Below are 14801 nucleotides of genomic sequence, written 5' to 3'. Positions count from 1 at the left end.
CCTGTAACACAACTTCAAATTAACAGGTTACCAATTCATAATTAGTACTTCTCCCGCCGCTTTCTGTTTTGCGAAGAATATCTTTTGCTATGAGATCATTAATATCCCGCAATGCAGTATCGGTAGATGATTTGGTAATTTTAGCCCACTTACTCGTGGTAAGATTACCTTCAAAACCATCTAGTAGCCTTTCTAACATTAATTGCTGGCGCTTATTATCAATTTTTGTGCGATTCAAGTCCCAAAATTTATGCTTGGACACAATACGATTAAGTGTAATTTCAGACGCTTGGATGGCATCATACAATCGCAAAAGAAACCATTCAAGCCACTCTGTGATATCAAGATTTCCTTTTTGCGTTGTCTCTAGGATTTCATAGTAAGTTTTTCTGTCTTTCTGTATCTGTGAAGACATACTGTAAAACCGTTGCTGAATACCATCTGCCCTTGCTAACTGCATATCAGCTATTGCCCTTGCAATCCTCCCGTTGCCATCATCAAAAGGATGCAGTGTTACAAACCATAAATGTGCCATGCCCGCTTTTATAACAGCATCTAAATCCTGACTGCCATTAAACCATTCTGTAAACTGCTGCATTTCTTGAGGCAAAGCTGTAGCTGGCGGAGCTTCAAAATGCACTTTTTGTTTTGCAAACGAGCCTGACACTACCTGCATAGGCCCATTAGCATCACCCCTCCAGTTTCCTGAAACTATTTTATACAGGCCGCTCCTGCCCGATGGAAACATTGCATGATGCCAGCCAAAAAGTCTTTCATCACTCAATTTAGCCGTATAATTTTGAGTAGCATCAAGCATCATGTCTACAACACCCTCCGTATTTCTGTCAGCAGGGATAATCCCGGGCAGCTCAACGCCAAGCCTTACCGCAACAGATGACCTTACCTGAACAGGATTTAGCAACTCTCCTTCAATCTCAGATGATTTTAATACATCCTGGGTTATTATTTCTAAAGAAGCTTCGTTAATCAAATCGAACCCTAATCCACTCATTTTACCAATAAGTATTCCCTGCAGGCTTCTTACTTTTCCAAGTAGCGGAAGTAGTTGCTCACTATTCCATGTAAAATTGGGCCATTCTTTTTTCTGATAGATATACATACCCGTAAAATGATCTTTGCGGTAAATATACAATTATTCTCCGCAAATTATGCGGAGAATAACATCCTTTTTCTCCGCATCACAAATTTTAAGAGTCTACTTCCCGATAATCTTAGTACTTTTGGTATCCGAATAAAACTTTATATCATGAAATACCATCAGATAGACCGTAACCTGTTCATCAAGAACCGTAAAAAATTTATGGCAGAGATGAAGCCTAAAAGTGTTGCGGTATTTAACTCTAACGACATTTACCCTATAAGCGCCGACAGCACAATGCCATTCCAGCAGCACCGCGATATATTTTACCTTAGCGGCGCCGACCAGGAAGAAACTATACTATTGCTTTGCCCCGATGCACCTTATGAGCACCTGCGCGAAATACTTTTTGTACGCGAAACCAACGAGCACATTGCAATCTGGGAAGGGGAAAAACTTACCAAAGAGCGCGCTACCGAAGTTTCGGGCATTAAAAACATACAGTGGCTTCAGGATTTTGAAAAAGTGCTTTTTGAAATAATGACCTACTGCGACACTATTTATATTAATACTAACGAGCATTATCGTTCGTCGGTACAAACGCAAACGCGCGAAGACCGTTTTATTAAATGGTGGAAAGAGAAATACCCTGCACACCAGGTTGCTAAAAGTAACCCGATCCTGCAAAGGCTTCGTTCCATCAAAGAAAGTGAAGAGCTTGACCTTATGCAGAAAGCCTGCGATATTACCGAGAAAGGCTTCCGCCGAATTCTTGGTTTTACAAAACCGGGTGTTATGGAGTATGAGATCGAAGCAGAACTACTGCATGAGTTCGTACGCAACCGCTCTAAAGGATTTGCATACGGACCAATTATCGCTTCGGGCAACAATGCTAACGTACTGCATTATGTAGAAAACAACCAGCAATGTAAAGACGGTGACCTGATCCTGTTTGACGTTGCTGCCGAATATGCCAATTACTCAAGCGATCTTAGCCGCACCATCCCTGTTAACGGGCGTTTTACCGACAGGCAGAAAGCAGTATACAACGCGGTACTTCGCGTTAAGAAAGAGGCCACAAAAATGCTTGTCCCGGGCACGCTTTGGAAACAATACCACATGGAAGTGGGTAAAATAATGACATCAGAGCTTCTTGGGCTTGGGCTTATTGACAAAGCCGATGTTCAGAACGAAAACCCGGACTGGCCGGCTTATAAAAAGTATTTTATGCACGGCACATCGCACCACTTAGGGCTGGACACCCACGATTACGGACTTTTAGTACAGCCTATGGAAGCAAATATGGTATTTACCGTAGAACCGGGTATCTATATCCCTGCTGAAGGTTTTGGTATTCGCCTTGAAGATGATGTGGTTATCCAGCCAACCGGCGAACCTTTCAACCTGATGCGCAATATACCTATCGAAGCAGACGAGATTGAAAGCCTGATGAACGCTTAATTATTTTATAGTAGTCAGTCGCAGTTTGCAGTGCTTACTCATTCCTAATAACACGTTTGAGTGGAGTTCCCCTCTTGAGAGGGGTTAGGGGTGTGTTTAATTTATATAAGAAAACGGCTTACGATTGTGAGCCGTTTTCTTTTTTAGCAAATCGTATATTTTGAGGTAATGGCTGGCAGAGCGATTTATTTACGATTTTCTCCCGCATCATTTCTTTCTTATTGAAATGCCTCGAAATGTTTTGGACTATTTCTGTATAATTATCCCAATCTCCATTTTTATAATAGAATACCTTAATCGAAGTACAATTGCGATGCTCAAATATCTTATTCAACAATATTCTATCCGATAAACCACAGGAGTGACCCATTATAAATACCTGAAATTTACTTCTATCAACAAAACCTAGCATATTTTTATAATTCGAATTTTGAAAATATTGGAATGATTTAATATTTTTTAAATATTCATTATCATCTTTTTTCTCAATAGCTTTGTAATCATCATCCATTTCATCTCCAAAACCAAAATTTACTGTATTGTCAGGGTCATTTAATTTTCCATGAATTTGAATTTGTTGAGATTTGCCACGCCATGCATCATCTATAGTCTTAGAAAAAGCCGTTATATAAGCATCTATTGTTTTTGTATAATTAAAATTTAAAAATAGATTTTGCGTTCCACTTTCATTACCTGTTTTCTCAAAAAGTTGAACTATTGGCAATAGGTCCTCCGTAGTTTTAAAATCAAACTCTTCATTTATATTTTCATGAAGATATGTAATCAATAATATCTTTACCTGTTCAAATTCTTGATTAAGCTTTTTCACTTTTGAATTATCACCTTCTTTTAAACAGTCCTTTAAGAGTCTATAATATTCGTTTTCAATATCAACCCAATTTTGTATAGATTTCTTTTTATTTATAGTGTGAAAAAATCGATTTTTAAAAGTAAAACTACGTCTTAGATCTGCATTAGTATATACACTATTAAAAGTGTTAGCAAATCCAGTAAGTTCATCATAAGTCTTTATTAACCTAAAGTTTTCGACAGCAGTAATAGGATAATTATGACCAAAATTCATTTGAAACGAAATAAGATTATCTTCATAAGATATTTTAGATTCATTTTGAAATTTAATATCCTCTAAAACTACATCCCAATAACTATCAATAAAATCACAATACCCTGTTGGCAAACCGTGTGCCAGATCAAATCCGTTTCCTACAATAACCAGTCTGTTCATTTGTATACAATTGATTCCCAAATTTAAATTAAATAAGTTAACATCGTTGTGCTATTAGACAGGATAAAGTATTTTTGCACCACACATATTTCGGCCTGCCGACATCGGACAAAAATGAAAAACCTCAGTTACAAAAACATCAACATCGCTTATTCCGATACCGGAAAAGGCACCGCTATAGTCCTACTGCACGGATTCCTTGAAAACAGTACCATGTGGGATTTTTTTGTTGCCGAGTACTCTAAAAAGTACCGAGTTATTACCATCGACCTTTTAGGCCATGGCGAAACCGAGTGCCTGGGCTATGTGCACAGTATGGAAGATATGGCCGATGCCATAAGCGCCGTGCTGCACGAATTGCGCATCCGTAAGGCTATCTTTATGGGCCATTCCATGGGTGGTTATGTGGCATTGGCATTCGCCGAATTATACCCTGATATGATCAAGGGGCTTGTATTGCAAAATTCCACTTCCCGTGCCGACAGTGAGGAAAGAAAAGTCAACCGCGATCGTGCCATTAAAGCCGTAAAGCAAAACTATACTGCTTTTGTACGCATGAGCATTGCAAACCTCTTCAGTGAAGAAAACCGCGAACGCCTGGCTGACGATATTGAGGCACTGCGCGAGCAGGCCGTAAAAACACCGCTCCAGGGCATTGTTGCCGCGCTGGAAGGCATGAAAGTGCGCAATGACCGCGAAGTGATACTGCACTTCTCACCTTATCCTGTAATGCTTGTTCTGGGCAAACATGACCAGAGTCTGATCTACGAAGAACACGCCGACCAGGTAGAAAACACCGATGTCAAGCTCGTTACCTATCCATACGGACACATGAGCCATATTGAAAACCGCGACGAGCTCTTAAAAGAGACATTGGCGTTTTTTAAAGGATGTTAAGGGGTTTACAGTTATCGGGCTATTACACAGAGATATGCAAGGAAGATGCAGAGATTACAAAAATTTTCACGCCTTATCATCCTGATCCTTTAAAATCTGCGAAGATCCGCCAAAATCCGCGTCATCCGCGTTCAATTAAATACATAACTCACCCCTAACCCCTCTCAAGAGGGGAACACTCCTGCCCGCTTACTCCAACGATCAGATCTGAGTGAAGCTTGTCCCCTCTTGAGAGGGGTGGGGTGTGTCTACCACAAAAAAACGGGCACCTTTCGATACCCGTTCTACATATAATTTAAAAATTATATATTATTTTTCAAGAGCATAACGCCTTGCAACTTCTTCCCAATTGATTACATTAAAGAAAGCTTCAACATAATCAGGTCTTCTGTTCTGGTAGTTCAGGTAATACGCATGTTCCCAAACGTCAAGACCAAGTATTGGCGTACCGCCGCAACCGATTTCCGGCATTAATGGGTTATCCTGGTTAGGTGTAGCGCAAACATCAACTTTGCCACCTTTTTGCACGCAAAGCCAAGCCCATCCTGAACCAAACTGCGTTGCAGCAGCCTTCGCGAATTTAGCTTTAAATTCTTCAAAAGAACCAAAAGCCTTATCAATAGCCTCTTCAAGCTCACCTGTAGGTTCGCCGCCTCCTTTAGGAGAAAGAACTGTCCAGAAAAGGTTGTGGTTGTAAAAACCTCCGCCGTTATTTCTAACCGCAGCATTAGACATATCAAGGTTAATAAGTATGTTTTCTATAGTTTTGCCTTCAAGATCTGTTCCGGCAATAGCTGCATTTAAATTTGTAGTATATGCATTATGATGCTTTGTATGGTGTATTTCCATAGTCCTGGCATCAATATGTGGCTCCAGGGCATCATAGGCATAAGGAAGTTTTGGTAATTCAAAGGCCATAATATCCGTAATTTAAAAGATTAATATTAATTTTAAATCCAAATTTACGCCTTTTAGGGTTTACAATAATTAAGATTTTGTTATAATTTCTTACTTTAAAATCTAATACATTCATTATAAGTGCATAAAACTGCTTTTTCCATATACAATGCTTCGGCTGGTTCGGGTAAAACCTATACGCTGGTTAAGGAGTACCTGCGCATACTTTTGCAGAGCACGACCGATGATGCCTACAAAAAAATACTCGCCATAACCTTTACCAATAAAGCGGTGCAGGAAATGAAAGGGCGTATTATTGCCAGCCTCTCTGATTTTTCGAAAGACGATCCGTCCGACAGGGGCCATGCCTTGATGAATGTGCTTTCGGGAGAAACCGGATTGTCTATTGCTACCATAAAAGATAAGTCGAGGGCGATTATAAAAAATATCATACATAACTATGCCGCCTTTGATATTTCTACGATAGATAAATTTACGCATAAGGTGATCCGTGCTTTTGCACATGACCTTAACCTGCCTGTTTCGTTTGACGTTTCGCTGGAAACCGACAGTCTTTTACAGGAAGCAGTAGATGCAATTATTGCCAAAGCAGGAGAAAATGAGGTATTGACTTCATTACTTGTGGATTTCTCACTTGATAAAACTGATAACGACAAAAGCTGGGATGTTACCTACGAACTGTTTGAGACGGGTAAACTGCTTATAGACGAAAACAACCGCAACGAGTTACACCAGTTTAAAGACAAGAGTATTGAAGAGTTCCTTTTTATAAAGGAGAAGCTAAAACAATCGGTTGCAGCACTTGAGGCCGAAAGCATGGCTATTGCTAATGAAATGTTTGCCTTTATGGAAAGCCGCGGTATCGACCTTAAATCATTTTCGGCAGGGCATTTTCCTAAACATATAGAATACATACGCGATGGCGTGCTGATTAACAGCCACAAAAAGTATTTTGAGTCTGACGATGTGCGCATCAATAAAACAGCAAAAGACCGCGATATCATAGAAAGCATACTACCTGAAATACTGGCACTATTACTAAAAGCCTACAAGAACTACGAGAAGCGCAACTTTTACCAGGCATTCCTTAAAAATATAACACCGCTATCGCTGCTTAACTCCATTGGGCAGGAACTGGAGCGCATTCAGAAAGAACAAAATGTACTTTCGATTTCCGAGTTCAACGCCATCATCCATAAAGAAATACAAAATCAGCCCGCTCCTTTTATATATGAGCGCCTTGGTGAACGCTACCGCCACTTTTTTATAGATGAGTTTCAGGACACCTCGCAAATGCAGTGGAATAACCTTATCCCTCTTATAGATAATGCGCTGTCGTCTGAAGACCTGTTGGGCGACCGTGGCACTCTGATGCTTGTGGGCGACCCTAAACAATCCATCTATCGCTGGCGCGGTGGCAAAGCCGAACAGTTTATAGAACTTGGTAAAGAACACAATCCGTTCTCTAATCCTGATAAAGAGATACTGAACCTGGGCACGAACTTCAGGAGCTATTCGCAGGTCATCGGCTTTAACAACGAATTTTTCAATGTGCTTTCGGGAGAATTTGAGAATGTGGATTACAAGGCCATGTATGCTTCCAGCAATCAGGAGACTAATGATAAAGCCGGCGGCTACGTAAACATTTCGTTTATTCCGGAAATTGAAAAAGATGCCGAAGAGGAAACCGACAAAGACACTTTGTACCTTGAAGCCACACTCGCAGTAATCAATAAAGCTTTGACTAACGGTTTTTCCTATAGGGATATTGTTCTGCTTACGCGAAAACGTACTCCCGGAGTACTTTTAGCTAATTTCCTCACAGAGCAGGGCATCCCCATATTATCATCTGAAACACTGCTGATAGAAAACGCGACAGAGGTTAAGCTTATCATTAACCTGCTGCGCTATCTTAAGAGCAATGAGAATATTGAGGCCAAAGCATACTTTTTATATTTTGCTGCGACAACGCAGAGTGATATAGCCATTCACGATTTCATTGCCGAAGGCATGGCCCAGCCTACCGAAGAGCATCTGGAGAACTGGCTGCAGCTTCACGGCATAGACATATCATTTAAAAACTGCCGTAAACGTTCGCTCTATGAAGCAGTAGAAACCATAATAGATGCTTTTATAAAACAAAAGAGCAACCAGAGTTATGTGCAGTATTTCCTTGACCTGGTTTTGGAAAGGGATATGCGCACCCAGTCAGGCATTGCTGACTTTCTGGATTACTGGGACAATAACGGTTCGCGCTTTAGTATACCATCGCCCGAAGGAAATGATGCCGTGCGCATTATGACCATCCACAAATCAAAGGGCTTGGAATTTCCGGTTGTTATTTTTCCGTTTGCCGAAGAAGATTACAGCCGATCGCCAAGAAGCAAGATGTGGCTGGAACTTGATGATACTACTTTTGAATTCCAAAAAGCGCTGGTAGACAGCAATAAAGATGTGGCGCAGTATGGCGAAAAAGCATCAGAACTGTATCTTATAAAATCGCAGGAAGAACTGCTCGATAACATTAATATATTATATGTAGCACTTACCCGTGCCGAAGAACAGTTATATATTATATCTAACCGCAATTTTACCAGCAAAGGCGAACTGACAAACAATATGTCATCGTATTTTATTAAATACCTGATGCAAAAACAGCTGTTTGATAACCGCATAACGCAATATGAGTTCGGCAATCCTCAACGTATCTCTGACACTGAAGAATTCCTTGACCATCAAAAATCTATTGCCGTAGTGGGCGAAAGGTTCAGTCCGCGTGGTGTTAAGATCGCACAGCGCGAATCGCTCATGTGGGGCACAAACCGATTGCAGGCTATTGAATTTGGTAATGTAATGCACGAGATATTATCATTTATAAGAACAGTGCATGATATCCCACTGGCATTGGTAAGGGCTGTAGAAGACGGGCTTATAATAAGGAGTCAGCAGGATCAGGTAGAAAAAACATTACGGGCTATTATATACCATCCTGAACTTATGGTTTTCTTTGCCGAAGACAACCTTATTTATAATGAACAAAGCATCATTCGACATGAGGTGCAAACCATAAAACCCGACAGGGTTGCAGTAAAAGGAAACACCGCTCTATTACTCGATTATAAAACCGGGGCACACCAACAAAAATATGCTGCACAGCTTACTGCCTACCAAACAGCTCTTGAAGAAATGGGGCTTATGGTAATTAAAAAAACACTGGTATATATAGGCGAAGATATAAATGTGGTAAATTTGACCTGACTTTTTTAAGAATACAATAATATATAAACTACAAAATCATAAACATGTACGGAAAGATCAAAGAACACCTGACGACCGAACTTGAAACAATTAAAGAAAACGGCCTTTACAAAAAAGAACGTATCATCGCTTCGCCGCAGGGAGCAGAGATAACATTAGATTCTGGCCAGAAAGTGCTTAACTTTTGTGCCAACAACTACCTTGGGCTGTCATCCCACCCGGAAGTTATTCAGGCTGCAAAAGATGCACTGGACACACACGGCTTTGGTATGTCGTCTGTACGTTTCATTTGCGGAACACAGGATTTACACAAAGAGCTTGAAAAAGCAGTTGCCGATTTTTACGGAACAGAAGATACTATATTATACGCCGCAGCTTTTGACGCTAATGGAGGGGTATTTGAACCGTTACTTGGCGAAGAAGACTGTATCATATCAGACAGTCTTAACCACGCTTCTATCATAGATGGTGTGCGTCTTTGTAAAGCGGCGCGTTACCGCTACACCAATAACAACATGGCAGAGCTCGAAGAACAGCTTATAAAGGCTACTGAAGAGGGCCGCCGCTTTAAACTTATCGTTACCGATGGTGTTTTCTCTATGGACGGGCTTGTTGCTCCTCTTGACAAAATATGTGACCTTGCCGATAAATATGATGCCATGGTAATGGTTGATGAGTGCCATGCTGCAGGTTTTATAGGCGCTACCGGAAAAGGCACACTTGAAGCCAAAGGCGTAATGGGCAGGGTAGATATTATTACAGGAACCTTTGGTAAAGCGCTTGGCGGTGCCATGGGCGGTTACACAACCGCTAAAAAAGAAGTGATAGAAATATTAAGGCAGCGTTCAAGGCCATACCTTTTCTCTAACTCACTTGCGCCATCAATCGTTGGTGCATCATTAAAAGTATTTGAGCTTCTTAAAAAAGACACCAGCCTTAGGGATAAGCTGGAGTGGAACACCAATTATTTTAAAGAAGGTATGAAAAAAGCAGGCTTTGATATTATAGATGGTGACTCTGCAATCGTGCCTGTAATGCTTTATGACGCGAAATTATCTCAGGTAATGGCCGATGAATTGCTTAAAAAAGGCATTTATGTAATCGGTTTCTTCTTTCCTGTGGTTCCAAAGGATAAAGCAAGGATAAGAGTACAGCTTTCTGCAGCCCATACACAGGAACATTTAGACCATGCAATCGCTTCATTTACAGAGGTTGGGAAAGCATTAACTATAATTTAACGCCAATTTAGCCCTTAACGTAAGATAAATTTTAATAAAACGTTTTGCTGTTCAGTTTTAACAAAGTAAATTTGTCATCATATAACCTTTGTAATTAAATAAAGTATGAAACATCTTAACAAACTATTCCTTGCTGGGGTTTTGGCTTTAAGCCTTAACGCGCAGGCACAGGACGAAGACAACCCATGGGCTATCGGCTTTGGTGTTAATGCGGTTCACACCCGTTTCGGAGCTGGATCTGAGTTTCCTCACCAGTTTGACAAATTTTTCCAAACTGACGAATGGAATGTACTTCCATCTGTATCTTACATCACAGTAGGAAGAAACATCGGAAGCAACTTTTCTGTTGGCTTAACAGGATCTGTTAACAAAGTTGACAAAGTTGTATACCGCTACCCATTTACCAATACTCATGACATCGCTCATGTTGATGATTACACGTACTACGGTGCAGATGCGATCGTTAAGTACAGCATCATGCCAAAAAGCTGGTTTAATCCATTCATCCACATTGGTGGAGGTTACACATGGTTAGACGAAAAAGGTAATGGTACTTTAAATGGAGGTATTGGATTCAACTTCTGGTTTACAGAAAATGTTGGTCTTACAGTACAATCTACTTACAAACATTCATTCGAAGACCAAGCTGAAGCTAACGTACCAAGACACCTACAGCACTTTGCTGGTCTTACTTTCAAATTTGGAGGAAAAGATACAGATAAAGATGGTATCTATGACAAAGATGATGCTTGTCCAGAGGTATTTGGTCTTAAAGAATTCCAGGGATGTCCTGACACAGATGGTGATGGTATTCCAGACAAAGATGACGCTTGTCCAGAAGTTGCTGGTCTAGCTCAGTTCCAGGGATGTCCTGACACTGATGGTGATGGTATCGCTGATAAAGATGACGCTTGTCCAGAAGTTGCTGGTCCTGCCAGCCTACAAGGTTGTCCTGATACTGACGGTGACGGTGTTGCTGACAAAGATGACAAATGTCCAGATGTTGCTGGTCCTAAAGAAAACGCAGGCTGCCCATGGCCAGATACTGACGGTGACGGAGTATTAGATAAAGATGATCTATGTCCTGAAGTGAAAGGTACTGCTGCTAACCGTGGTTGTCCAGAAGTAACTGAAGAAGTTATCAAAAGACTTAATGAGTACGCTAGAACTATCCTGTTCAACAGTGGTAAAGCTACTTTCAAAGAAGAAACTTATGTAGTTCTTCAAAACATGAACAAAATATTCAAAGAATACCCTAACTCTAAGTTCCTTCTTGAAGGACACACTGACAGTGACGGTAGCAACGCGCTTAACCAGACATTGTCTGAAAACAGAGCTGCTGCAGTTAAAGCTTACCTAGTTGAAAACGGTATTGCTTCTGACAGACTTAAATCTGTAGGTTTCGGTGAAACTAAACCAATTGCAACTAACAAAACTGCAAAAGGTAAAGCTCTTAACAGAAGGGTAGAAGTTAAACTTATCAAAGAATAAGGAAACTCCAAAATAAATTGAAAAGCGTCCCTGATATTCAGGGACGTTTTTTATTTTTATACCATGGCAGACGCAACTTTTTTAGACAAACTAAGCACACAATTAATAAACAACCACGGCACTAACCTTGCCGGCATAACAGTTGTACTACCTAACAAAAGGGCAAGGATATTTCTTCTTGAAGCCCTTAAGAAACAGCTAAGTGAAACGGTCTTTGCACCAAGGATAATAAGCATTGAAGATTTTGTACAGGATGTTGCATCAATACGCTCCATAGACACTATAGAACTTCTTTTTGATTTTTACACCATATACCTTACCCTTACCCCTAAGGAAAAACAGCAGCCTTTTGAAACTTTTGCTAACTGGGCAAAAACACTTCTTCAGGATTTTAACGAGATAGACCGCTATCTTCTTAATCCTGACTATGTGCTTAACTACCTTGAAAACATCCAGGAGATAGAGCACTGGGCGGTAGATGTAGAAAAACGGACTACAATGATAGACAACTATCTTGAATTCTGGAAACTACTGCCACTATACTACAAAACATTATACAGCCACCTTTTAGAAAAAGGCGCAGGCTACCAGGGTCTTATTTACCGTGAGGCGGTAAATAATATCCACCATTTTTCTAACTCCTATACAAAAGGACAAATGGTATTTGCCGGTTTTAACGCGCTTAACGCCGCCGAGGAAAAAATAATACAGCATCTGCTTACATTGGGGCAGGCAGAAATATACTGGGATATAGATGAAGCTTTCTTAAATGACGCCTACCATGACGCAGGCTTGTTTATACGCCGTTTTAAGAAAGAATGGAAACAATATGCACAGCAGCCATTTGAATGGATTACAGACAACTTTAGCCAGTCAAAGAACATCAACATCATCGGCACGCCCAAGAGCGTAGGACAGGCCAAAATTGCAGGTGAACTCATCGAACAGATAACAGAACAAGGTCACAGCCTTGACAAGACAGCGCTGGTCCTGGGCGAAGAGAGCATGCTTATACCTCTTCTCTACAGCCTGTCTAAAAGTGTTGGCGCGCTTAACATTACCATGGGTTACAGCAGCAAGAACAACCCGGCACAGCTGTTACTTCAAAAACTGTTCAAGCTGCACACCAATGCAATTAACCGAAATGAAAAAAGCTACACCCTGTATTACAGGGAAGTGCTAGATATACTTACTCATCCTTTGGTGGAGCCTTACGCAAAAGCCAAAGAACTTGTTGAAGCCATCAACAAGAACAACTTTACCTTCTTTTCGCACAGCAGGCTTTATGAACTGCACACCGATGCGTCGCCGTTTTTTAGATTACTGTTTGACCGCTGGGATGGCGATGCAGGCAGCATCCTTAACAGGCTGTCTGAAATTCTTGTTGCCCTAAAAGGCTTTATGAGCAATGATGATGAAGAAGATAAGATCACTAAGGCATTTCTTTATTCAATTTTCAAAGTCATCAATAAGCTGATCAATTATTATGAGCAGCATACCCACATGAACAGCCTCTCTGTACTCTATACCATTTATAAACAGGTTATAGACCTGGCAGAGGTTTCCTTTGAGGGTGAGCCGCTATCAGGATTGCAGATCATGGGCGTCTTAGAGAGCCGTGTGCTGGATTTTGAGAACGTAATTATAACTTCTATGAACGAAGGAAAATTTCCCGCAGGAAAGAGCCAGAATTCATTTATACCCTATGATGTAAAGCGCGAACTGGGACTGCCTACCTACAAAGAGAAGGATGCAATTTATACCTATCATTTTTACCACCTGCTTATGCGTGCTAAAAACGTATACCTGCTTTACAACACCGAAAGCGAAGGTCTTGATGCAGGCGAACGCAGCCGCTTCCTAACACAATTGGAAATAGAGAAAAAGCCTGAGCATACGCTAACTTCAGAAATATATAATGCCGTTTTGCCTCCCAAGGCTTATCAGCCTATGGTTATACCTAAAACAGAAAAGGTTTTAGAACGCCTTAAGGAAATTGCCACGGTAAAAGGTTTTTCTCCTTCGGCACTAACGGGGTACATACGCAACCCAATGCAGTTTTATTACCAAAGGGTGCTTCGCATAAGCGAAGCAGAAGAGGTTGAAGAAAGTATTGCACTAAATACACTTGGAACAATTATTCACGGCGCGCTTGAAAACCTGTACCGACCATACATAAATACCTTTCTTGCGACACACAACATAGAAGGAATGGCTGCCGTTGCCGATGATGAGGTAATGAAACAATTTAAAGAGGTATATAAAGAGGGAGAGATAAAAAAAGGGCGAAACCTGCTTGCCTTTGAGGTTGCCAAACGAAATGTACATAATTTCCTAAAGCAGGAAAAGGCTAAACTTGCCGAGGGCGATGCCGTTAAGATACTGGCGCTGGAGGAAAAATTCAGCAGGGTGTTAAATGATGTACGCCTGCCCTATCCTGTTGTAATATCAGGAAATATTGACCGTATAGAGATACGCAACGGAAAAATAAGGATTACCGATTACAAAACCGGTAAGGTAGAAAAAGGTAACCTTATTCTAAAAACATGGGACGGGATGACCACCGACCTGAAAAACGAAAAGATCATACAGCTGCTGACCTATGCTTTTATGTATGAACCGCACAATGACGGACTGGAAACCGAAGCCGGAATAATTTCGTTTAAGAATATGAAGAGTGGCTTTATGAATTTTAGCTTTAAAGACGGAATAGATAAATCTGTTGCGGTATTAGAAGCAATAGACAGTGAAATGCTTGAAAATTTTAAATCGGAACTTATTGTACTGATATTAGAAATACTTAACAGCGAAATTCCGTTTGAGGAAAAGATTCAATAAGTAATATTCAGGCCTTTAACACTTTATATGCCTGCATAGTATAGTTAGAATATGATTACTTGCAGGATAAACCGTAAGAATTCCAAATAAAAAAGGGAAAACAGTGAAGTTTTCCCTTTTTTTGCCCCCAAAAATACCGTAAAAATTAATTTACTAATGCTATTTTCTTATGGTAAACTTATAGTCTTATGGAATATTACGCAAGCATTTTAGACTAAATGCACACAAAGACGATTAAAAGCATCATTTATCGACCAAATGCATTTTTTAACATTTATATTTTAACTATCAGTAAATTACAAAAAGTATATAAAATAGGAAAGGGAAAACGTTTCCGTTTTCCCTTTCCCTGCCC

General features: G+C 40.4%; 9 protein-coding genes. 6 read left to right on the top strand and 3 right to left on the bottom strand.

All coding sequences use genetic code 11. From position 1 onward, the window contains the following. Positions 1 to 19 precede the first annotated feature (19 nt). Entirely contained in the window at positions 20 to 1120 is a 1101-nt protein-coding gene (locus R1T16_RS14520) for a Fic family protein (protein WP_317501844.1), read from the bottom strand. Positions 1121 to 1267: 147 nt separating this feature from the next. On the opposite strand from R1T16_RS14520, the gene R1T16_RS14515 reads away from it, so the two are divergent. Continuing rightward, entirely contained in the window at positions 1268 to 2560 is a 1293-nt protein-coding gene (locus R1T16_RS14515; RefSeq protein ID WP_317501843.1) for an aminopeptidase P family protein, read from the top strand. 118 nt (positions 2561 to 2678) lie between these two features. Here the strand turns inward: R1T16_RS14515 and R1T16_RS14510 are convergent, their stop codons facing one another. After that, positions 2679 to 3806, bottom strand: a complete 1128-nt coding sequence (locus R1T16_RS14510) for an AbiH family protein (RefSeq protein WP_317501842.1) — start codon at positions 3804 to 3806, stop codon at positions 2679 to 2681. 114 nt (positions 3807 to 3920) lie between these two features. Between R1T16_RS14510 and R1T16_RS14505 the strand changes: the two genes are divergently transcribed. Then, positions 3921 to 4703: an alpha/beta hydrolase gene (locus tag R1T16_RS14505; RefSeq protein WP_317501841.1), complete on the top strand. Its 783-nt coding sequence runs from the start codon at positions 3921 to 3923 to the stop codon at positions 4701 to 4703. Positions 4704 to 5012: 309 nt separating this feature from the next. On the opposite strand, the gene R1T16_RS14500 is transcribed toward R1T16_RS14505, so the two are convergent. Further along, positions 5013 to 5621, bottom strand: a complete 609-nt coding sequence (locus tag R1T16_RS14500; RefSeq protein ID WP_317501840.1) for a superoxide dismutase — start codon at positions 5619 to 5621, stop codon at positions 5013 to 5015. 120 nt (positions 5622 to 5741) lie between these two features. Between R1T16_RS14500 and R1T16_RS14495 the strand changes: the two genes are divergently transcribed. From R1T16_RS14495 to R1T16_RS14480, 4 genes are all read left to right on the top strand, one after another. Continuing rightward, positions 5742 to 8879: a UvrD-helicase domain-containing protein gene (locus R1T16_RS14495; protein WP_317501839.1), complete on the top strand. Its 3138-nt coding sequence runs from the start codon at positions 5742 to 5744 to the stop codon at positions 8877 to 8879. A gap of 44 nt (positions 8880 to 8923) precedes the next feature. Beyond that, positions 8924 to 10117, top strand: a complete 1194-nt coding sequence (gene kbl / locus R1T16_RS14490; protein WP_317501838.1) for a glycine C-acetyltransferase — start codon at positions 8924 to 8926, stop codon at positions 10115 to 10117. A 105-nt stretch (positions 10118 to 10222) separates the two neighbouring features. Continuing rightward, positions 10223 to 11608 (top strand): OmpA family protein, encoded by a 1386-nt coding sequence (locus R1T16_RS14485; RefSeq protein ID WP_317501837.1) that lies wholly within the window; start codon positions 10223 to 10225, stop codon positions 11606 to 11608. A gap of 63 nt (positions 11609 to 11671) precedes the next feature. Continuing rightward, positions 11672 to 14446 (top strand): PD-(D/E)XK nuclease family protein, encoded by a 2775-nt coding sequence (locus tag R1T16_RS14480; protein ID WP_317501836.1) that lies wholly within the window; start codon positions 11672 to 11674, stop codon positions 14444 to 14446. Positions 14447 to 14801: the final 355 nt, after the last annotated feature.

This window comes from Flavobacterium sp. DG1-102-2, assembly GCF_033042555.1.
In the GTDB taxonomy this organism is placed as follows: domain Bacteria; phylum Bacteroidota; class Bacteroidia; order Flavobacteriales; family Flavobacteriaceae; genus Flavobacterium.
Note: the sequence above shows the minus strand (reverse complement) of the source record. Positions and strands in the feature narration are given on the sequence as shown.